This window comes from Ensifer adhaerens (genome assembly GCF_013283195.1).
Lineage (GTDB): Bacteria > Pseudomonadota > Alphaproteobacteria > Rhizobiales > Rhizobiaceae > Ensifer > Ensifer adhaerens_G.
Genome location: NZ_JABEKT010000009.1, coordinates 1 through 20,565, shown reverse-complemented (window position 1 = coordinate 20,565; position 20,565 = coordinate 1). Strand labels below are relative to the sequence as shown.

Here is a 20,565-nt window from a genome sequence, read left to right as displayed (position 1 = left end):
CTCCGGCTAGCCTTAGTTCTAACCCGTACGGGTTAGAACTAAGGCTAGCCGGAGGGCTAGGCGGTAGCCCTAGATGCCTCAACCTAAGTCTAGGGCTAAGAATTAGGTTAGGTCGGCGTCGGTTGTGGTTTTCCGGCTACTCCATCCACTCCACCCACTCCACCCCCTCCAAGAGAAATGAATCTGGCCCGATCTCGGGTCGGCGGGCTGGGGTTGGTCTGCCTGGTGGGCGGCTGGTTTCTGCGCGACGAAACCCCATGGAGTGCCCGGAGTGGGTGGAGTTTTGCAATTTTATATACTAATATCAATGGCTTGGATGCTCCACCCACTCCGGCTTGCGGATGGAGTGGGGTGGAGTGAGCGGAGGGGCCGCGCTCCCCCATAGCGCCGTAGGCTCCCGGAGCGAACGGGCGGCATGCTCGGCAGGTATGAAGCAAAATTCATATGATAAAATGAAGCTAATTTCATGATGGTTTCTGCATTATTTTCCTTATTAGCTCTAAAACGGTCTTGACCTAAGTTAGCCGACGATCAATCCTAACTCTAAGGCTAACTTCGGAGGGGCTAAAATGGCATTTGCCAACAACATCAATCGAGACATGACGGCAGCGGATGCCCGCGCGGTCGCGGGGCAGGCATCATGGTCGGATATCTATCCCGATGATTTCGATTTCGATGCCGACGTTTGGGAGTATCTTGGCGATCACCGTCTATATTTCGACACCACCGGGGAGCCGCATTTCGTGCCGGGTAAGAACCCGTTTTCGAGCGAAGTAGCGAGAGAGCTGGAAGCTGGGGAGAAGGACGGACTTCTAGCTCGAAAGGCTGGCGGCGGGCTTGAAGGCGCGATCCGCGACACGCGGGGCCGCTATGGCGAGCCCAAGCAGTGGGATCACGTTGTTGTAGGCCTCAGCCGCGCAGAAGCGGAGGCGCTCGGCGCTGAGGGCATGAAAGAATGGTTCAAGGTGGCAATCCGGGCGATGCAAGATTCGCCGGCCGGCGACGGCAAGCGTCAGATGCTTGTGACGCCCATCCATGACGACACCGACAACGTTCATATCCAGTTCCTCCTACATCGTATTCCCGTCAATGAGAGCGCGAGGACGGTAGGCGCTTCTTACGAGCTGAGCCGAAATAGCGAGGCGGCGGAGCAGATGAAGCAGGTCAATGTCGCGCTTGAATTGGCAGGCCTCCCGATGATTTCTGATTTCCGCATGGGTGCGTTCTCGGTTTCGGAACCCCGCGCGGCATCCACTGAGGAGCTTGCCCGAGGTGCGGAAAGGATCAAGGACGCGGGTGGCGTAACGCCTCCGGACATGACCACGGGTCCTCTCGCGGTCCAGCGGGAACGGGTCTCTCCTGAGATGCGACACCTGGATTCCCTCCTGGCCGATGCTGTCAAGCGTCAGAAAGAGGCCGAGGCCGTCGCGACCAGCGCCGCCACCGCCGTAGCAGCCGCACAGCACGCAAGAGAGGCCCTGTCACAGTATGAGGTCGAGGTGAAGGCTCGCGAGGCCGTAGAGGCCGATCTGGCGGCAACGAATGCTGTCCTTGAGGAGACGACGGCGAAGTTGACGACGATGACGCGGGACCTCGAGTCTGCAAATTCGGCGATCGAGGAGCTGACAACCGAGCGGGAAGCTCTGACGGCAACAGTTGCCGGGCGGGATGAGACGATTTCCGATCTGCGGTCCACGATCGATGATCAGACGGCATCCCATGCTGAAGCGATAGAACAGGCTGCGACCGAACTGGCAGCGGTCCAAGGCGAGCTTGCCGACGTGAAGTCCAGCGCGGCCAAGGTTGCCGCCGATCTGGACGCGGAACGCATCGCCCGGACAGCCGACCAGGAAGCCGCCGCCGCCGAGATCGAGAAGCTACGCAACGAGCTCGCCAGCGTCCGCGCAGAGGCCGAGAGAGCGGCGCGGGACACCGTGACGGCACAAGCACAGCTTGAAGCCGAGAAGGCCAAGAGCGAGGCCGTACAGGCGAAATTCGATGCCTATAGGTCTCAGGTCGAGCAAGCCGACGATTTCGAGGGGCAGCCCCTCCCCGGCGATGGCATGGATGCGGTCGGGCATGATCGCCGGAAGGCAAATTCGAATGTCGTATTCCCAGCCGATGTGAAGGCATCCAAGCGGGTTCTGGGTCGCCAACGGTTCGAGCTCCCAGATGGTGGCGAAGTCCGGGTTACGAGATCGAGTGCGAAGCTCGCCAGCGGAACCCTGACGCCCACGGCCATCGCAGTCATGGTTGCCCACGCGCAGCGGGAGGGATGGACCCCCATCACCATCAGCGCCCGGAGTCCTGAACTTGTGGCATCGATCGCAGATGCGGCCCGTAAGGCGGGGCTTGTCCTTGAAGGCGAAGAACCCGCTGCATCGATCGCGCCGGCGCGGCAGCGCCGCGCACCTCCTGCCTGGTCAACGAAGTCCCCGAGTGCATGGACGAAGGCCGAGCGCGAGGCGGCACAGAAGGCGCTCGACAAGCTCAAGTCCGAAGGCAAGGTCCCTGAAGCTCTCCCGCTGGAAGATTTTGGCAAGCGTCAGCACGAGGCTTACCAGAAGTCCCAAGCGACCGCTGACGGCGGCAATGATCAGAAGCCAGATATGCCATGATCTCTAGTCCCCCGATTGCTCTGCTTTCGGGGGAAATCATTGGAGTGACAAAGCAATGTCAACAATTTGGAATGCTTGAAGAATTTTCTGTCGGCTGATTGACAACGTCACTTTTGTCACCCACCATCATAACAACGGCACTGATTCACATGTGCCTGAAATGTGAGAAGCCCCGACGCGGCAAACGTCGAGGCTTCTTTGAAAGATGAACCGTTGAGGGCTCACCACGTGCACATTGTTGAGACCGAAATTAGCGCGAAACCTGTATCTCGTCAACGGGATACATGGATTTCTCCGCCAGCCGCCGCGAAGATCGCGGGCGTCCACCGTTACACGATGACGAAGTGGTGCAAGCTGTACGGAGCGCCTTTCGCTCGCCAGATCAAGAAGACTGGCAGGTGGAGAGTTTCGGTTGATGCCCTCAATGCACTCCTCGCGACGGGGGAGTTTGAGGGGATGAGGGATGCTACAAGCAGCAGAAAGGCGGCTTAACAGTCCGCGTCGTCGGGGAGACGACGATACTGTTATTGATCTCAGCACAGCGAAGCGGCGGAAACGTCGTGGTAACATCGCGTACATGACGCGGGTGCGCGACCGTGCGATCCAGATGATCGTCGCGATCCTCAACAGGGATCACGCGTACATCGAGCGCGGCAACGACGTGTGCATTGTTACCAAGTCGCGAGACTATCGTGGGCGTCTGGACCTGAAATTCAGGAACCGCCTCGCGTTGGCCGAACTGTACGATTCCAAGCAGGTGAAACTTCCGAAAATTTCGGAAAAGTCAGTGACGTGGGAGTGGATCAACCCGGTAAAGCTGTGGGCGAAACACCCTGACCGCAGGAACCTTCGCGGGCTGGTCAACGTGCCCGGACAGCATCTTTCCGACGAATGGTTGAACCTATGGGACGGTTGGGGAACCTCACCAAAGCTGAAGGATGGCACAACCGATTTTTCAGGTGAGAAGTGCCAGCTTATTCTCGGCCACCTCGCAAACATCTGGTGCAGCGGCAACGTGGTCGTGACGCGATGGGTGCTGGCGTGGTTCGCTGACATAGTTCAGAACCCCAGCCGGAAGCCTGACACGGCGATCATGGCCTATTCGGGACAGGGAACAGGCAAGTCGTTCGTGATCGAGCATGTCATGGCGAGGATTCTCGGCAGCGCCTACGGCTACGAGGATACGACCGACTTCCTTCATGCCAAGTTCAATAAGAGGGTCGCGGGCAAGCTCCTGATCTATGCCGATGAAGCGTTTTTCCACGGCGACAAGGGTGCTGCCGACAGGCTGAAAGCCTTCATCTCCAAGAAGGTCGTGACAATCGAGGAGAAGGGCAAGGACACCTACGAGACGGACCACCATGCCCGCATCGTGGCGACGACGAACAGGGACCATGCCCTTTCGGTCGATAACGACGATCGCCGCTGGCTGATCCTTGAAGTCAACGAGGACCGCAAGAAGGACTATGCGTATTTCGCGGCGCTGGAAGCCGAGATTGCCGCTGGCGGCGTCGAGGCGTTCCACGCTTTCCTTCTGAACCCTGAACTTCTGCAGGGCATCAACTTGCGCGAGACGCCCGACACCCCGGCGATCATCAAGCAGAAGGTGCGATCCCTCAAGAACGACGAAGCATTCATATTCGAGTGCCTTCATGCTGGAACGCCGACTATCGGTTTTGAAGAGAACTTGCGCCAGTCGTGGAGCGAGGCAGGGGAGAATGTCGGCAAGGCCGATTGGCACCGCGCCTACCTCGCGTTCTGTAAAGCGCAGGGGCAGAGCTACACGAAGACCGACAGTCAGTTCGCGGAAACGATCAAGAAGGTTTTCAAGGGCATTAAGGACGGTCGCAGCGGCAACGCGAACAGGCACTGGAAACTACCGGGACTGGAAGAGGCCCGCGCCCTGTTCGCGATCTGGCTAGGATGCCCGCCCGAACGCGAGTTCCAGCAAGTTCTATGGACCGATCTGGAAGAGCCAGAGCATAGGGCCGTGGACGATGACGAGTTCCCGCCCATGATGCCCGTTACCCCTGCCGCATTGGCGGCGTTGGAGGACGAACAAATTCCATTCTGACGGCCTCGCCGTCACTCGCGCATTGTTAGGAGTTCCGCGCATGATCATTATCGCAATATTATCGTTCCTCGCCGCTGTGGCCCTGGTTTCCGTTGCCCGGAAGAAGAAGGCCGAAAACAAGAATTCATGGATTCCGCTCCAGCTTGTCGGCAGCGGCATCGGCCTCGTGTCGTTCTTCCTGTTCTTTAAGCTGGTGGCATGATGACCGACTACAGCGAAGACAACGACGAGACGCGGCGTCTCGATGACATCATCCGGGCGGCTTGGCCTCATAAGCGGCCAACGGCCTCTTTTGCTGGCGATGAACTGGAACGCAAGGGCCTGATGGCGCTCTACGAAAACGAGGTCCTTTGCGTGTTGGCATCGACCGTGCCACCTCGCAACGTCGTCTTTCGCGGAACGCTCGACGAAGCCGTTGCATGGGTCGCGCAGCAGCCCGACGCCGAGCCGCCGAAATATCGGGACCCGAATGCGACGATCCGGGCGGATGTCAGCGCCATGATTTCCACGATCGCGGCCGGCGCGGCCGCCAAGGCTCGAAAGCAAGATTGAATCTTGCAAGCCGAAGGCGGAGCATAAGAACAGGAACACAGGGAGGAATAACGATGCCAGAGCCGATAGAGCTAGAGATTTTCACCGGATACGACGACGAGGGCCCTGCGGGGCCCTTTTCGTTTTCAGCGGCAAAATTTGTTGACGACTTGGACCAGGACCAAATCTCCCGGCTCGCCGCTATCGATGCCGAACTTGCCAATCTGCTGAGTACTGCCGACATGGATCGGGCCCAGATGTCGGCCCTAGTCGGGGAAGTCCTCGACATGCTGGGGGTGTGACATGCGCCCCCGCTTCTCAAGGATCGCGACGAAGGGACAGGCCCAGCAATGGCGCGAGCGCGGCGAAGGGCTTTCCCGGCGCCTGGCTGGCCGTTTCATGAGCCATGAATGCCTATGCGTCATCATCCTGGATACTTGCCTTCGGCGTCGAAATCTCACGATGATCGATGAGCGGCCATTTCTTCGGCGCTGGCTTTCTCTCTGCGAACCCGGAGTTCTAATCTATCTCCGCGAGATCGAGGAAAAAGGCGACTGGAAAGACATCAAAGACCGCATCCATGCCGTCGCGAGGCGGTCCCATTACACCGCTCTCGATACGATGCGGAACCTCAACCGCGAGCGGCTTGCCTTTATCGGTGCAATCCTGCCGGAAGTGTCGGCGGTTGGTCGTTACCTGGAAGGCAACCCCGGCGCTGATTTCGTTCTCGATCCCGATGCTACTCCTGAAGCCGACAAGGATGGCTCAGGAAGCGGCGAGGGTAGCGGCACGGCTAGTGGCAAGGCTGGGGGCGCGAATGCCGCTCCTCGCCCTGCTCTGGGCGAAGGTGAAGGCGAATTCATCGCAATGGACCCCGACGAACTCGCGGCACTCCTCGATGCCGCCGATACCGCCGATGCGGGGCCAGCCATGGGAGCCATGCTATGACATTCTTCGACCTCTTCGCAGAACCGTCCGCGACGAACCACGCGTGGCAGTGGGTCAACGCGATCCTCCCCAGCGATACAACATCCCCATGGGGGCGAGCGCTGGCCGTTTTCTCGTCGGTCCTGACCATCATCGCCGTCAACGTCATTGCGTGGATTACAGTGCAGGGCGTTGTTCATAGTGCTTATACCGGGAAGGTCCTCGGCGAAAAATTCCACCAGATTTGGGCTCCGCTGCGCGTCGTTCTTGGTCTAGGCCTGATTGTCCCGATCGCCGGGGGCTTCTCCCCGATCCACGAGACCATAAAACAAGTGGTGTTGCGTCCGGCGATCAATATCGCGGATGCAACCTGGATTGCCTTTGTCGAGACCGTCGCCAAAGACGGAACCCCAATCATCGCCGCCAGCGCCGGGGGCTCTGGCCTGGTCTTCGACCTAGCCGAACACGAAATCTGCCTTGCGGTTGCCAAGTCGGCGGGTGAGCCGTGGGGATATAGCATCCCGTTCCCCTCGACATCGGGCGAGCTTCACAGCGGCGGCCTGTTCTCCAATCCGACTGTTACATGGTCATATGGCCGCGATTGCGGCTCCATGTCGTACACCATGACCAAGGATCAGCCGGGCTTTGCCGATGCCCGACGTGCCGCCGTTGCGGGACTGGTGATGAGCCTCCGGGCAAAGGCGGCGACATACGCCGACACCTTCAAGGATGGCCGATCGATCCCAACGCCGGAAGCGGCCATGAATGCGGTCACACAATCCATGCTGCCTCCTGGCCTTGCCGCTGAAATCCGCACGGCCGGCGCGGCATACGATAAGGTGATTTCGGAAGCTGCCGCCGCCGAGGCTTCGAAGGTGGAATCGGATTCCCGTTCGAAGCTCGTAGATGCCGCCAAGGCGCAAGGCTGGATGAACGCGGGAAGCTACTGGCGATCGCTGTCCCAGATTTCGGAATTGACGATCGCACTCGCGACCGAGAAGCCAGAAAGAACGGCTCCCCGGCTCGATCAGCTCGCCAGCTTCGAAGGGCCAGTGCGGAACGCGCTCACAGCACTCCGCTATCAGATTTCCGGCGAGCAGCTTCAAGCTTCCCTGACTGCCGACGATCTAGCGGCGGCGGGGGATGCTTCAGCCGACTTTTTGACCAAGATTCTCGGCCCCCTGACCAGGAACCTTGGAGAATGGCTGTCGAGTTCGCCAGACGCTTCTAAAACGGATCCAATGGGCGACATCATCAGCGGCGGGCATGTAATGATCGCCTCTGCTGGAACTGCCGTCGTCGCTGGCGGCGCTGTCATGGTGGCATCTTCGAACTGGTTCGCGGATGCCATTGGGGCAAACGGTGCCGCGTCGTGGCTCTTGGACTGGTCCAAGCTCGCTATAGGAGCCCTGTGGCTGATCGGTGCCATGCGGGCATACGTCCTCCCCATGATCCCCTTCCTTTTCGTGATCATCGCCGCGATCACATGGGCGGCGGCGATCCTGGAAGCAATGATTGCAAGCCTTCTGTGGGGCCTCGCGTTCTTGAAGATGGACAACGGCGATTTCGTCGCACAGGGACAGAAACAAGGCCTTATGCTCCTGTTCAACGTTTTTCTTCGGCCCGTCCTTGCGGTTATGTCCCTGTGCGGCGCATACCTGCTTTTCGCGGTCTCGGTATCGACGCTGAACACCCTCTGGCCGACCGCATTTTACGGCCAGACAGGAGGCCATATTGCAGGCCTATCGGGGCTCATCGTCTCGCTGGCTCTGCAAACTTTCATCTTGTGGACGGTGTGCATCAAGCTTTTCGGTCTCATCGCCAACCTTCCCGACAGGGTAGGTGCTTGGTTCGATGTCCCATCTACCGCACACTATGGCGAGGCTGGACACGTCGGGGCGATGGCAGCGGGTGCTGCCGCCCTCGCTTCCCGTGGCACTCCGGGCGCGATCCCAACTAAGGGGCTAGGGAAAGCGGCTGGCGGCGGTTCCGACGACAGCGCCGAGGCCAACAACGCGAGCATCAGGAAGGGGAGACCATGAGGCGAACGACAATTGCGATCATCGCCGCACTGATAACGACGACGGCCATGGCAGAACCCCGGATCGTTTGGCGGTCCTCCACAACAGGGACGATCCCGACGCCCGCGACGGTTCCGCCGTCGCAGCCTCCCTCCCCGATCGATAACCCGGACGCGATCTCCATCGAGTACGAAGCCAACGGACGCACGTTCGGCATCGGTAGGCCGATGACGCTTGCTCCCGCGATCAGTGGAGGCTCTGGGCGATACGAATTCGCGTTCGCCGCTGGGAACACATTCCCGGTTGGGATCGTGTTCAATTCGGCAACGGGCATCTTCAGCGGGAGCCCTCAAGAGCGGGGCGACTTCAGTTTTAACCTACTCGTTCGGGACAAGGAAAGCGGCCAATACGTCACAGCAGTGGTCCGCTTCCTGGTCGTCTGATCCGGTATCCGTCAGAGCACGCCGCACGCTCGCTCGACTCCCCTACGGCGCAATTGGGTAGCGCGGGGGTCTCGCTCGCTCTCCCTGTTGTTCCTCGCGCCGCCGGCGGCGATCCTGATAGGGCAACAGGGAGGACATGGCATGTACACAGTCAGGGAACGCATTGAAGAGATCGAGCGGAGCGCGGTTCGACAGGCTGAAGGGCTCTTGCTCGATGCCGTGCGCGAGTATTGGTCTGCATCCGATATTGCCTACGCGGCGAGGTATTGGGACCGTGCAAAACAGCGGCTGGAAGATGCCCAGACATGGCGGGAGAGGGGCGGCGGTTCGTTCGATCTCGACGGCATCGATTGGGGAACGGATGACGACGATCCTTTCCGCGTCGAGGTTGCCCCCGCTCCGGTGAAGATCAAGAACAAGAAGGGCTGAGTTTGCCCCAAGGGAGTGAGCGTAGGGACCGCGCCCCCACATAGCGCTGTAGGTCCCGGAGCGAGCGGGCTACGAATTCAAGGGGTATCTGAACCCATCCTGATGCCGCGAACGCACTCCACGGGCTTCTATGAGCCTCGGTTTTTCCGGCGATCGTCGTTTTCAGGCCTTTTCTGGTAGATCGTGGCGATTTCATCGGCAATCCGCTTCTGCCGTTCGATTGCCGGATTTCGATCGAGGAAGTGCCAAAAGGCGCGGAACATCGTCAGAAGGCGTCTCATCGCTGGCCCCTACACCTCCATGAGGTCGGCGTCTATGGTGGCATCCTGATAGAATGGGTGGATGTCATGACGGATGTTAGAGTTCTGGATTTCATTCGATGCGAGACGAAGGCCGAACTTGATCGGCTGGAGAAGCAGGGCGGCATCCTGGATGCCAAGGAGCTTATCACTTTCACTAATGCCGCGATTTCAGGAGCCTTGCCCATTGAATGCCGGAACTTCGTCCGCGTACTTCCGACAGAAACCGATTTGGATGCTGAGATTGGGGCACTCACGACGAATCCTAAGAAGATCAGGAAGCTTGCCGGAAAGATCGACCGTGCCAATCGTCTCCATTGCATCCTCTTCAGTGCGCAAAACGGCGCGAGGTGGTGGGCCTTTCTTTACGGACTGAAAGACCTATGGGAGATCGAGACCCATTATCGTGCTCCCCATGTGCACCTCACTTGCTACCTCTCGCAGCCGATGAAATCGCATCAGTGGGTGCTTGATGAGATGCTTCAAAAAGACCGCCCGAACCTCCCGCACGATTACCACATCGAGGTTCGCGGCGATCTCGGACAAGATATTCGATTTGGATGATTGCCAGTCTTTCCGCCGGCGCTGATCATGGATAGGCATCGTCCATCCCAAATAGGTGATGTGTTCTTAGGCCCTCCTGGTTGGCTCACCGGGAGGGCTTTTCGCATCAGGTTTTCGGGTTCTCGCTCACTGTCCTTATGACCTTGAGAAACTTCACGACGTTAAGTTCATCAGGTTCCTCCTCCGCGAAACTGTGAGTCCGCATCAGAGCCAATGATGGAACATTCGTGGCTTTAACCTCACTGCTGATAGCTGTGCAATTCGCTCGGACTGCCGCTTTATAGGCCAGGCTCATCATTGCTGTGCCAAGGCCCATACGTTGAAAATCAGGCTCCACGCTAATCAGATCGATGCAAAACTGTCGGCGATATCCTCGTCCCGTTCTGTCGTAGGTAAGGATTCCAGCAAGGGAACCGTCGTATTCGCAGAATATGGCCTTCCGCTTTGAATCACCGATATAATAGCGCGTGTGGAAAAATCCTGATTTCGATCCGGAGGCGATCAAACTGAGCGCTCGCGACCTCCATATGGGTGTCAGGTTTCTTATGAAGGAATTAGGCGGCAAGCTGTATCCTCTCTAGGAGAGGATCGACAGAACGACACTTGGGGGCTTGGGTCTGATACTGTTCCAAGAGTCGAAGGGCTTGCCGCAAGTCCGATTGTGGGTTCCTCTTCATCGCCTTGAACTCTTCGACGGTTTCGAGCGCGGCCAGTTCCAGCGCCAGAACCGCGAACGTGCGCCCCCCGAGGAGCCGCCTAGCCTTGCCCGCGAGGAACTTGACGTTCCGGGCGCTCTGGCGAGACCGTCCGCGACGAACAAGCCACTGTAGAAATCCGCCATGAATTTCAGGTGTCGACTTCCCGGCTTCTCGATCAAGGATGGCGCGGCCGATCGATGCGGCAACAGGCGCGGGAACCGCATTCGCGATCATCTGCAGTACGTCCCGTTTGGCGCTGGCTTCCCATCGCCACGAAAGCGGAAAGCCTTGGATTCTGGAAATCTGGTCAACTGTTAGGACCGCGGTTGAAGATGCTGCAATCGGGTCCGCGGGGTGAGGCGATGACAGATAGCGCGGCGTCGGTCTTTCCCAAGCCGTCCTTGTGACGGTGGGAAAGGGTTCGTCCACGCTCCGAACTCCACGGCCGGCGCGGACTGGTCGGCTATAGACATATCCGTTGGCGATCAGGGCCGCGTCGTCGGGGTGCGCTCGATACGAGACAGGAAGCGGTCTGATTGACCGTTCTCGGATCGTCGGCGCTGGCTCATCGGGGGACCAGATCGACCGTCGAGCATCTGAAGTCGATGGGAAGTAAATCGCGGACGGCGTGGTCGCGCCGAAAAGGTCGCGGATCGTCATCGGCTCCGATGATGCCGCTGCCGCGATCGCCGAAGCAAGGAATCCATCGCGCTCCCCGACCCTTCCGACGACGAATAGGCGTCGCCGACTCTGGGGTACTCCATAGCGAGAGGCGTTTATCTTGCTTTCAGTGAGGCCATACCCTGCGGCCTTCAAGATCGTGCGAGCTTGAGCCCACGTCTCCGACTTGATCGCATTGATGACGTTTTCCATGACGAACCAGCGCGGACGCACGGTCGCAACCAGGACCGCAAACGAGAGTGTGAGCTTTGCGTTGTCGGCTTCCTCGCGACGGCCGGCGCTCGAATAATCCTGGCAGGGAGGCCCACCAGCGATCATGTCGGGAGCAAGGTCAACCAGTTCCGGAATGATCGAGAGGAGGTCGCCCAGGTCCGCGACGGCTGCATGAGGGCCGATATTGCGGTTGTAGGTATCGACCGCAAGCGGCCACGCATCATATGCCCCAACGACATCGAATCCAGCTTGCTTGAGGCCAAGGGACATTCCCCCGGCTCCGCAAAATAGCTCCACAACCCGCACTTAAACCTCTGCCCTGCCGTAACGTGAAATCACATTACGACCATGGCCGGGTTTCCTTTCGGAAGCGTTCACTTGATGAAGCGAATTTTGCCGCCGTTCGCGGCCTTAGATGCCTGATACTCAGCATCCTGTTTCGCTCGCGCCTGATCGTATCTCCGTGCGAGATCGGGGCCGAGCTCGTCGATGATCCCACGAAGCCTTGCTTGCTCATCCAAGGACGTAGCGCCGGGGCTATGACGCGATAGAGCCTCATGGACTTCGTCAGGCTCTTGTCCGTGCTGCTCAATACTCTCGATGATCGTGACTTTGTGCACCTGGTGCCAGTTCACGTGTCGAGGATCGCCAGCACTCTTGAGAGCTCGCATTGCGTGACGCCCAAGCGTGAAAGATGGTCCGAAGGTATACGTGAGGTCCGGAAGGCGTTGAACGCGAGTCTTGAAATCGATAGTCGACATAGGTGAATCCTGGCTTCCGTTACATGATGGAGGCACCGGCGGATTCTGACTAGAAAAAATCTAATAGGAGGATGACATGAGCACAGACGCGAAAAAATTCATCAAAGAAGTAAGCACGATCATAGAAGAACTTCGTTCCGACCTGGAGCTTGTTGTAGAATCTGAAACGGACCTTCCTCCTCAAGTCATAGGCGAATTCCAAGGTCATATCGATCAGGCAAAGAAGATCGAAGAGCAGCTTACCGACATCATTTTCCTAGAAGCTCTGAAAAAGTAACTCTCAAACAGGTGCGATGCTGGCGGTAGTCAGTACCGCACCCTCCGCGTCGTACGGACGCAACACGCAATCGCATGCAATATGAATGACGCGACGTAAAAACGACGACGATAAGAAACGAAGTTGGAAAAACGAACGTCAATTAACGACGTGAGAAAAACGACGCACGAAAACGCACGCAGAAAATATTGCAACAATTTATTTGGATGAACGACAAACGCGATTGCCAATGCGGACGAAGCGCGGCACACATGTAAGCATCCCTTGCAAGAGGGATTGAGGACCGCCGAGGGAAGGGAAAAGGTGCTGGACGCCGATTTCCTTCCTCTCAGCTTCTTGGATCGCAGCAATGCACCGAGCGGTGTGGACCCGTCCAGTCAGCGGGGGTGGAAGCCGCTGTGTCTGCAAATCAAAGCAAAGACGAAGTAACCATTTCACTGCGAATCGCGCAAGCGTAGAGCGGGATTAAGCCAGCTTTATCCCGTGGTGATTTGGCCGGGTGTATTGCAGTCCCATTAAACAAGTAGCGACACCATTGGATGCCGCCCAGTCGCTTCGGCCCTACGGCGCTATTTGGGAGCGCGGGCCTACGCTCCTTGCACCTGAGGCGCAGGCAACCTCTTCAATAGTTGCGATCACTACACTCCCCGTAGTGTAGTAGGTGCCGAGCGAAAGGGCGGCTAGTAGGACGGGTGGTTTTGGTCCATCATGTTCAGGTATCTGGGTGGGTGTTATGGATAACAACGAGAAGATAAACAGAGCTTGCGAAATTCTTTTGTCTAAGGAGGTCCATCTTTCGCTCCGGGACATCGTGAACGACACTAGAAGGCCTGAAATTGAGGGGCTTTCAAGGGATAGTAATTTCACCCCTGACATTCCCAAGCTCTACAAGGCATGGGCCTTTGCCTTCAATGGCAAGCGGTTTGAGATCATTGCCGCCAATAAGCAGTTCAATTTCGACGGGGAGCCTCAGTCGGACCTAATATTAAAAGTCGATGATGAAGTCGTGCTGCAGACAGTCATGAAGAGCGGTACTGACGATTACGACACTTCCCACGGTGTCGGCATATATCCCCAAGCTCTCAAGGCCGCACGACTTGGTCCTTGGATGGATGACCTCGACAAGATCAGAATTCTCTTAAAAGAAGAATGGGAAGCAACGAAGAGAGAAATGGATCGGAAACGGGCTGAGAAACAAGCCTCGGCAATTGACTTGGGTCCCTATTAATCCCGCCTATAGGCTTCATGAAGGAACACCCCACGCACGATCCTGGTCCCGCTCCTCGATACCGATGGCAAGAGACATGGCCCGGTGAAGGACACCGAGATTATCAAGCTTGGGACGGCTCCCGTGCATTCGGACGGATCATGTATGAGAGTGGAGGCCCGACAAAAGACCAATGGCGATGGAGCATCAGCCATATCGAAGGCGTAAAGCGACATCTTGGAGAGCAGCACAATGGCTGGCAACCTTCACCGCGTCTTGCGGCTCAGAAGGTCGAAGAACATTATGAGCGGCTGATGACATTCAATGGACTTTCCTTTGGCTCCAGGTCGCATCCAGAATAAAGCCGAGGAAAACCATCAGTATCCCGCTGTTATGCTTGTCGTAAGGGTTGATTTTTTCTTAAAAATGTGGTACGTCGCATCCTGCGTAAGGAGGTGACGAAGCGAAGTTTACGAGCGGCTTCGAATGAAGTCGTCACCTCCTTACGCAGGACTGCTAAGTTGCTGATATGCTTAGCAATTTTAGCACGAAGTAATCGAAGATTAAAGCCATTTTTCGGTTTCATTTCACGTCTCCTGGATGCGTTGGTCATTGACCTGATTATACGCTATTTCCTTGAGTAAGTACATGAAATATAAGGATTTTAATCAAAATCCTCTCTCTTCCCTCAATGATCCAAAGTGACAAACGCTTCTGGGTTACCTCGTAAGGTAACGGAAGCCTGCTGTGCTGTGGTGGTTCAATGGGTGGGGGAGTGTGGTGTGCCCAGAACGACCAAAGCCACCCGAGAGGGTGGCTTGGCTTATGAGTCTCCTCACGGAGAGACGGCGACCTCTCGGCCCCGCAGGTAGGTGTTGTTATATCCACAACACCGTGCCTAGTCAACGCCTATGGGTATCATCTGTTCCCATGGAGGTCCGTGGGTATCAGCCTCATCTCTGGGGCTTCCGCTCTACCCTCACCTGCACCGTGTCCACAGTCTCAGTGATGGTCTCAGAAGGTGTCTCTACTATGGTCGTTTTCTCCACCTCTGTAACCGTCACAGTGGGGGTTGGTGGGGTGTACCCTGCGACGATGGAGTGAGCCTTCTGTAGGAGTGCGGTCAGTTCGTCACCCTTGACCCTGGGCGGGGTGTTGGACACGTTGTCGAGGCGGCTGGTTGCGACTGTCATCAGGTGGTCACAGACTACCCATGTGCGCTTGCCGTCGATCTTGCCTTGCACTTCGGCACTGAGCTCGATGGCATTTACGTTCTTCGCGTTGTCCTCATCTGTGGTCATCGGTAGTACCGTTACCTTGCCGTGCAAGGTGGCGTTCCTACTCACGACGACGACAGGCCGCTTCTTCCAGAACTCGGGAATGTGGATCGTGTTCTCCGGGTGGAAATCGCACCAGTAAATATTGCCCACCTTCGGCGCAGCCTTGATCCTAACAGCGTACTTCGTTGCCACTCTGCCCTCCCCCGACGTACTAACCGCGGATCGTTATTGAAATATCGTCGATGTCGACGCCAAGGGTGAGAGCTAGTCGACGTTTGGCTTCTGATATGGAGAGCGGCGCGTCCTCGAGCTCAACGTCTTCAGGATCAAGATCGGCGCTGATATCGACACCGCTGGGCGAAGAAAGGAGTTCTTTCGCAATAGGGGGGTAAGCCAAACCTGCCCCGGCTCCCACTAGAGTAACCGGCTGCGTCCCCTCCTCGTCGTAAAGTGAAAGCCAGATGCCTCGCCCCACAGGCATGGAGTAGCCAGCCTGTCTCCGTGCCCGATAGGCACGATCGAACCGCTCGCGCATTTCATCGCCATCGATCAGATGAACCTGCGCAAAACGAGGATTGTCGCGGTCGTCGACGGTCGATGCCACAACGAAATCCACCATGGACAAAGTTGCCCACCCGTCATCGACGGAATTTCGAGGAAAGGCAATCCACGTATCCTGGGACGTTCGAATGGAAACGGTTTTGGAAATCTTGTCTTTCTTGATTCTGCGAAGGCTGGACTTTCCTGAACGCGCTACGCGCTCAACGGTCCAGCCTTCTTTCTCCAATGCCCGTACGGCGATCTCGAAGAGATGCGCGCGCGTAGCAATCTTTTTCGGTGTCGCTGAGACATTTGTCATTAGAATAATCCTTTGTTCTCGTTTCTCTCCGGAGAGAACCCGGCGACAATTATCTAAAGCGGCCAAAGAAGTCAATAAGTCGCTTAGAGAGCGCGGAGAGCACGGCCTCTTTTGGAAAGAGATGAAAACAAAATGAAAGAGAGACGGTAAGGCTGCGTAGCAAGCCTCGCCGTTTACCCATCTTCTTTCTCGTCAACAGACGGGTCAGCTCTGCCAAGAAGGTTATAGTGATATTTTCTCAGGCGATCGAAGTGGGCATCCATGGCCCTCGCAATCTGCGACGAATTCTTGACGGCGAGGAAATGACCGACAAGCTGTGCGTAGTGGCTCGCCTGGCGCGGTAGACGCTGCTCAGGCTGCTTGCGATCCTCAATCTCTGCATCGCTCATCACCTGAACCACCTGTGACGGCTTTGGAAGGGCCGGGAGAACATCCGGGCTACGAGGAAGCGTTCCGTTCATAAGCTGGGATCGCGGGTCGTAGTGGTGAAATAGAACTGCTTCGAGCTCGTCGATTTCCGACTTTTCGGCAACGGGGAACGCCCAAACGTAGGCGATTTCCCATACGTCGATCTGACGGTTGGCAATGATATCAGAACGAGCCGATGTCAAATGACGAGAGACGCGAGAGCGTATGCCGTCCTTCGACTGGCCAACATAAATCGGCACCTGATCCAAGTCTGTCAGGATATAGACGCCGATCTGGTTCGTTAGGCTTGAAACCGCGTTCTTGCGGAATTTGAAATCAACCGCCACTCGCCGCGATTCCCTCATTACGATGTTCCGTAAGAGGTACAATCTCGGACTGTGATGACGCAATGGGTTCAAACAGATGGTGCGCAAGGAAACGAACCACCGGAACGGCAACGCCGTCGCCCGTCAGGTGATATGCCTCATTATATCGCTTTGGTAGCCTATAGCCCTCGTCCATCCCCATCAGCCGCGCCGTCTCTCTCGCGGAGATCAAGCGGGAACGAACGCGATTGCCTTCAACGACAAGAATTGTCTGGCGGGAAGAGCCGCCATTGGGGGTTCTGAGGCACCCTGAAATGTCATCGAACCGAACTTCGGCACGGACAACTCGACCACCAACTTCTGGCCTTGTTCGCTTGTAGACGCCGCCGACGATGCGACGCCCTGCCCGCTTCGCCGCCTCGACCTTGGCAAGGTTGACAGGTGACATGGATGCAAGCAGCCGTGCTGTCTGGTCCTTTGTATGCCAAGGAACATCAGATGGATTTTCTTCGATGATATCAGAAAAGGTCTTCGTGCGGAGTGGCGGGAGGGGGATATTCCACCAGAGCCATTCCCCGCGAGCTTCTTCGCTTATCCGCTGATACGCGTTCCGAATGCCGCGAGTGTGGAAAGGCATCGTAGGCCCCGGAGATACCAAGGCAGGATCAATTTCAACATCGCCACGAACGCCGATGACGAACAGACGCGGGCGCGAATGAGGCAGGAAAAGTTCTGCATCGATCACCAGAGCACCGTAACGATATCCAGCGTGGGCAAAGGTGTCGCAGATTGCCCGGAAGTCCTCGCCCTTGTGGGAGGTAAGCGTTCCACAGACGTTTTCGAGGGCTATGACCTTGGGCCCGCGACCGTCTTTAATAAGGCCATGCATCACCTCCCAGAATGGATAGAAGGTGCCAGAGCGTTCGCCTCGAAGACCAGCGCCACCGCCTGCTAGGGAAAGGTCTTGGCACGGGAAAGAACCCCATGCGAGATCAGGAGTGCCGGGAAGTTCTGCGGGACGTACGTTCCGGATATCGCCCACATAGAGTTCGCCAGAGGTGCCCCAATTATCTTGATAGGTCAGCCCCTTCTTGCCGTCGAAGTCGTTCGCAAAGTCGCATCTCCATGCGTTTCCCAGCCCGGCACGAGCCATACCAGCCCCAGCAAAAAACTCGAAAAATGAAAAGCGTGTGGACATGCGTCTCCCCGGCCAGTTCGCGTCAGACAGAATCATGACGTGAAATGGTTTCTGATTTGTTCTCATCGTAGCATGCTAGACAGATAACCATCAACGGCGTGCCTGGTTCATAGTGTGGACAGGTGGCTATGTCGTTCCAGCCCCAGACAGGAGCATCAGCGCCGCACTGGCATGACCACCGCCATAAAGAGCAACGGCGACCCCCAGCGCTTTCAGGGCTACGCTTGTGCCTCGGCGTCGGGTCGCGATGTAGTATATCGCCATTCCAAGCCAGACCATCAACGCGCCGGCGACGATCGTCCTTGTCGGATGATCAGGGGAAAAGAAAATCAGGAGGTGGGAAACGAAGTCAGGCATCCTTGGCAATCTCACGCTCGATCATGTCGGACACCAGTTCCTTGATCGTCTTTCCACGCTTGATCGCGAGGATTTTGAATGCGGCCATCGTGTCGGCTTCAAGCTCAACGTTGAGGCGAACATAGTCGCCCTCTGGCTTGCGTGGGCGTCCGGGCTTTCCAGCGGTCATGTCGGGCGCACCACTTACGAATGTGTCAGCAGCACCCGCCGCCGCTGCCATCGAAATCTTCTTCTTCGCCATCTTCACACCTTTTGAAACTGCCTTCATTTGAAGTTTATTTCATTCCTCGGACGGCTGCAAGCAGACCCATCGTTTCAAGCCTCGCCTTGCCGGATGGAGGCTCATATTCGAATATCGTCTGGCAGGACGACAGCGCCGCCGCGTATGCCGTGCGGTCATGAGTACCAGCAGGGAGGAGCGGCAAACCTTCCTTCTGAACCAGCTCCGCGAACTCGCGGCCGATCGCTGTTCCGGGTTTCACCCGAGACAGGAGGAAAGCCGCCTTGAAGTTCAATCCCTGTGCCTGTGCCTGTCGGATCAGCGCAACCGTTGCTCTCGATGCCCACAGATCGGCAAGCGATGGCTGAACAGGGATTAGAACATGGTCGGCAGATGCCAGAATTGACCGAGATAGTCCCTCATCGGCTCGTGGCGGACCATCAATGACCGCGTGTTGAAACGTCGGCTTCTTCGCATCCTGGAACCGCTTGTGAATATCAGGCGTCGCTTGCTGGATCATCGCAAGGTTCGGCACTGGATCGAGTCCTACGAACTTGCGATGTTCAGCCCATGCTGATGCCGTACCTTGCGGATCGGCATCAACGTAGAGCACCTGCCCGCCCTCTTGCGCGAGTGCTGCAGCGATGCCGAGGGAAATTGTCGTCTTCCCGGCCCCGCCCTTCTGGTTAATTAGAACAATCCTCATAGTACCCTCTCGATCACTCCGCCGAACAGGCGTCGGCATGCTTCTTCCGCGTCGGCCTTCGCCTCCTCGATCGACGATGACAGCCCCAAAGCTACAGGTCGCACTCTGTCAGCCTCGCAGCCTCGTGGGGTGTCGATCATCCAGACCGAACGCCCCCAAGGGCAATCTTTCAGAGGCTCCACGGCCAGAGCATACCAGCGCGGCCCATCTTCCGCCTCACACTCGAACCCACCGAACGGCATCGGATTCCAATCGAATCGAGGTCCCGACATCTTCAACGCATTACTCATGATAGTTACCTTTCGAATGACTTCAAATGAATTAAGCTTCATTTGATAGCAAATGTTAGAAGCCTGTGAGAACAACCAGGGCGACAAAGATAGCCGCAAGAGCAGCGTAACCGATCCCGGCCAGCGGAAGGGCAACAAGGCCACGTCCAGAGCGCCAGCGTCCCTGTCCCTTCACCAGATACGCGATCAGGAGCAAGCCGCAAGCGTAGGGTGCCATGGCAACCGTTCCAGCCGCGTTTGGCATCTTCGTTGCGAACGTGTGGGCGGCAAGGAAGTAGATCAGAGGCAGGTAAAGCACCGCGACCAGGACAGCCCATCTCTTGAAAGTACGCATTACTTCATTCCCTCATTTGATATTAACTTCATTACATCATAAATCTTTGAAGGCGTCAAACACCCGGATTCCATATTGCTTGATTTCCGCTCGGAGACGATCGGCAGCACCGGGGAGGCGGGAGCGACGGATAAGCCGCTTCTGCTCGCTTCCTTTGGGGCGGATGTAGATCGAGGCCAGATAGCAGAGGAGACCGCCCTTGCCGTCCTGGTCGTGCACCTCCTCAATCAGAATATCGAACGTCAGGCCGCGAATGATCGTCGTCTTGATCTTGGGCTTGCTCATTTTGGCACCTTTAAATGAAACTAATTTCAAAACTTCATACGTATTTATACGCAGATCGACGGGAGGAGCCCAGCCAGAAACGCGCGAACGGTTAATATTTCCATCATTTTATCATATGAATTTTGCTTCATACCTGCCGAGCATGCCGCCCGTTCGCTCCGGGAGCCTACGGCGCTATGGGGGAGCGCGGCCCCTCCGCTCACTCCACCCCACTCCATCCGCAAGCCGGAGTGGGTGGAGCATCCAAGCCATTGATATTAGTATATAAAATTGCAAAACTCCACCCACTCCGGGCACTCCATGGGGTTTCGTCGCGCAGAAACCAGCCGCCCACCAGGCAGACCAACCCCAGCCCGCCGACCCGAGATCGGGCCAGATTCATTTCTCTTGGAGGGGGTGGAGTGGGTGGAGTGGATGGAGTAGCCGGAAAACCACAACCGACGCCGACCTAACCTAATTCTTAGCCCTAGACTTAGGTTGAGGCATCTAGGGCTACCGCCTAGCCCTCCGGCTAGCCTTAGTTCTAACCCGTACGGGTTAGAACTAAGGCTAGCCGGAG

Annotated in this window: 23 protein-coding genes; 12 read left to right on the top strand and 11 right to left on the bottom strand. The window is 57.0% G+C overall.

Features of this window, described 5'->3' with window-relative positions; genetic code table 11:
- Positions 1–569: 569 nt before the first annotated feature.
- The 10 genes from LPJGGPFB_RS32750 to LPJGGPFB_RS32705 all read left to right on the top strand — a co-directional run bounded on the left by LPJGGPFB_RS32750 (position 570) and on the right by LPJGGPFB_RS32705 (position 9,906).
- Positions 570–2,618, top strand: coding sequence for a hypothetical protein (locus tag LPJGGPFB_RS32750; protein WP_173424091.1), 2,049 nt, complete (start codon positions 570–572; stop codon positions 2,616–2,618).
- Between the two features lie 463 nt (positions 2,619–3,081).
- The gene (locus LPJGGPFB_RS32745) at positions 3,082–4,692 is read left to right on the top strand and encodes a DUF5906 domain-containing protein (protein ID WP_173424090.1); all 1,611 of its coding nucleotides are present in this window, start codon (positions 3,082–3,084) and stop codon (positions 4,690–4,692) included.
- 40 nt (positions 4,693–4,732) lie between these two features.
- On the top strand, positions 4,733–4,894 hold the full coding sequence (locus LPJGGPFB_RS32740; protein ID WP_173424089.1) for a hypothetical protein: 162 nt from the start codon (positions 4,733–4,735) through the stop codon (positions 4,892–4,894).
- A complete protein-coding gene (locus LPJGGPFB_RS32735; protein WP_173424088.1) occupies positions 4,894–5,244 on the top strand; it encodes a hypothetical protein in 351 nt (116 codons plus the stop codon). The genes LPJGGPFB_RS32740 and LPJGGPFB_RS32735 overlap by 1 nt, the downstream gene beginning before the upstream one ends.
- Positions 5,245–5,297: 53 nt before the next feature.
- Positions 5,298–5,525 carry a hypothetical protein gene (locus tag LPJGGPFB_RS32730; protein WP_173424087.1) on the top strand — a complete coding sequence of 76 codons (228 nt, stop codon included), beginning with the start codon at positions 5,298–5,300 and terminating at the stop codon, positions 5,523–5,525.
- A 160-nt stretch (positions 5,526–5,685) separates the two neighbouring features.
- On the top strand, positions 5,686–6,171 hold the full coding sequence (locus LPJGGPFB_RS32725; protein ID WP_173424086.1) for a hypothetical protein: 486 nt from the start codon (positions 5,686–5,688) through the stop codon (positions 6,169–6,171).
- Positions 6,168–8,192 carry a DotA/TraY family protein gene (locus LPJGGPFB_RS32720; RefSeq protein WP_173424085.1) on the top strand — a complete coding sequence of 675 codons (2,025 nt, stop codon included), beginning with the start codon at positions 6,168–6,170 and terminating at the stop codon, positions 8,190–8,192. Before LPJGGPFB_RS32725 ends, LPJGGPFB_RS32720 begins: the two co-directional genes overlap by 4 nt.
- Positions 8,189–8,614, top strand: coding sequence for a putative Ig domain-containing protein (locus LPJGGPFB_RS32715; protein ID WP_173424084.1), 426 nt, complete (start codon positions 8,189–8,191; stop codon positions 8,612–8,614). The genes LPJGGPFB_RS32720 and LPJGGPFB_RS32715 overlap by 4 nt, the downstream gene beginning before the upstream one ends.
- 141 nt (positions 8,615–8,755) lie before the next feature.
- Positions 8,756–9,043, top strand: a complete 288-nt coding sequence (locus LPJGGPFB_RS32710; protein WP_173424083.1) for a hypothetical protein — start codon at positions 8,756–8,758, stop codon at positions 9,041–9,043.
- 347 nt (positions 9,044–9,390) lie between these two features.
- Positions 9,391–9,906, top strand: coding sequence for a hypothetical protein (locus tag LPJGGPFB_RS32705; RefSeq protein WP_173424082.1), 516 nt, complete (start codon positions 9,391–9,393; stop codon positions 9,904–9,906).
- A 106-nt stretch (positions 9,907–10,012) separates the two neighbouring features.
- Here LPJGGPFB_RS32705 and LPJGGPFB_RS33815 read toward each other — a convergent pair whose 3' ends face one another.
- From LPJGGPFB_RS33815 to LPJGGPFB_RS32690, 3 genes are all read right to left on the bottom strand, one after another.
- Positions 10,013–10,411 carry a GNAT family N-acetyltransferase gene (locus LPJGGPFB_RS33815; RefSeq protein WP_173424081.1) on the bottom strand — a complete coding sequence of 133 codons (399 nt, stop codon included), beginning with the start codon at positions 10,409–10,411 and terminating at the stop codon, positions 10,013–10,015.
- Between the two features lie 49 nt (positions 10,412–10,460).
- Positions 10,461–11,795 carry a DNA cytosine methyltransferase gene (locus LPJGGPFB_RS32695; RefSeq protein WP_345791102.1) on the bottom strand — a complete coding sequence of 445 codons (1,335 nt, stop codon included), beginning with the start codon at positions 11,793–11,795 and terminating at the stop codon, positions 10,461–10,463.
- A gap of 77 nt (positions 11,796–11,872) precedes the next feature.
- Complete coding sequence (locus LPJGGPFB_RS32690) at positions 11,873–12,259, bottom strand: hypothetical protein (RefSeq protein ID WP_173424079.1); 387 nt, start codon at positions 12,257–12,259, stop codon at positions 11,873–11,875.
- 76 nt (positions 12,260–12,335) lie between these two features.
- On the opposite strand from LPJGGPFB_RS32690, the gene LPJGGPFB_RS32685 reads away from it, so the two are divergent.
- Together LPJGGPFB_RS32685 and LPJGGPFB_RS32680 are read left to right on the top strand one after the other, a co-directional pair.
- On the top strand, positions 12,336–12,536 hold the full coding sequence (locus tag LPJGGPFB_RS32685) for a hypothetical protein (protein ID WP_173424078.1): 201 nt from the start codon (positions 12,336–12,338) through the stop codon (positions 12,534–12,536).
- 733 nt (positions 12,537–13,269) lie between these two features.
- The gene (locus tag LPJGGPFB_RS32680) at positions 13,270–13,764 is read left to right on the top strand and encodes a hypothetical protein (protein WP_173424077.1); all 495 of its coding nucleotides are present in this window, start codon (positions 13,270–13,272) and stop codon (positions 13,762–13,764) included.
- Between the two features lie 932 nt (positions 13,765–14,696).
- Here the strand turns inward: LPJGGPFB_RS32680 and LPJGGPFB_RS32675 are convergent.
- From LPJGGPFB_RS32675 to LPJGGPFB_RS32640, 8 genes are all read right to left on the bottom strand, one after another.
- A complete protein-coding gene (locus tag LPJGGPFB_RS32675; protein ID WP_173424076.1) occupies positions 14,697–15,215 on the bottom strand; it encodes a type II toxin-antitoxin system PemK/MazF family toxin in 519 nt (172 codons plus the stop codon).
- Between the two features lie 19 nt (positions 15,216–15,234).
- Entirely contained in the window at positions 15,235–15,882 is a 648-nt protein-coding gene (locus LPJGGPFB_RS32670; RefSeq protein WP_173424075.1) for a hypothetical protein, read from the bottom strand.
- 173 nt (positions 15,883–16,055) lie between these two features.
- A complete protein-coding gene (locus LPJGGPFB_RS32665; protein WP_210264681.1) occupies positions 16,056–16,637 on the bottom strand; it encodes a GIY-YIG nuclease family protein in 582 nt (193 codons plus the stop codon).
- Positions 16,627–17,814, bottom strand: a complete 1,188-nt coding sequence (locus LPJGGPFB_RS32660) for a DNA cytosine methyltransferase (protein ID WP_173424073.1) — start codon at positions 17,812–17,814, stop codon at positions 16,627–16,629. The genes LPJGGPFB_RS32665 and LPJGGPFB_RS32660 overlap by 11 nt, the downstream gene beginning before the upstream one ends.
- A gap of 349 nt (positions 17,815–18,163) precedes the next feature.
- Positions 18,164–18,412: a ribbon-helix-helix domain-containing protein gene (locus LPJGGPFB_RS32655; protein WP_173424072.1), complete on the bottom strand. Its 249-nt coding sequence runs from the start codon at positions 18,410–18,412 to the stop codon at positions 18,164–18,166.
- Positions 18,413–18,446: 34 nt separating this feature from the next.
- Positions 18,447–19,097 (bottom strand): ParA family partition ATPase, encoded by a 651-nt coding sequence (gene parA / locus LPJGGPFB_RS32650; RefSeq protein ID WP_282438172.1) that lies wholly within the window; start codon positions 19,095–19,097, stop codon positions 18,447–18,449.
- Between the two features lie 345 nt (positions 19,098–19,442).
- Positions 19,443–19,721, bottom strand: a complete 279-nt coding sequence (locus LPJGGPFB_RS32645) for a hypothetical protein (protein WP_173424070.1) — start codon at positions 19,719–19,721, stop codon at positions 19,443–19,445.
- Between the two features lie 36 nt (positions 19,722–19,757).
- Positions 19,758–20,006: a hypothetical protein gene (locus tag LPJGGPFB_RS32640; RefSeq protein WP_173424069.1), complete on the bottom strand. Its 249-nt coding sequence runs from the start codon at positions 20,004–20,006 to the stop codon at positions 19,758–19,760.
- Positions 20,007–20,565: the final 559 nt, after the last annotated feature.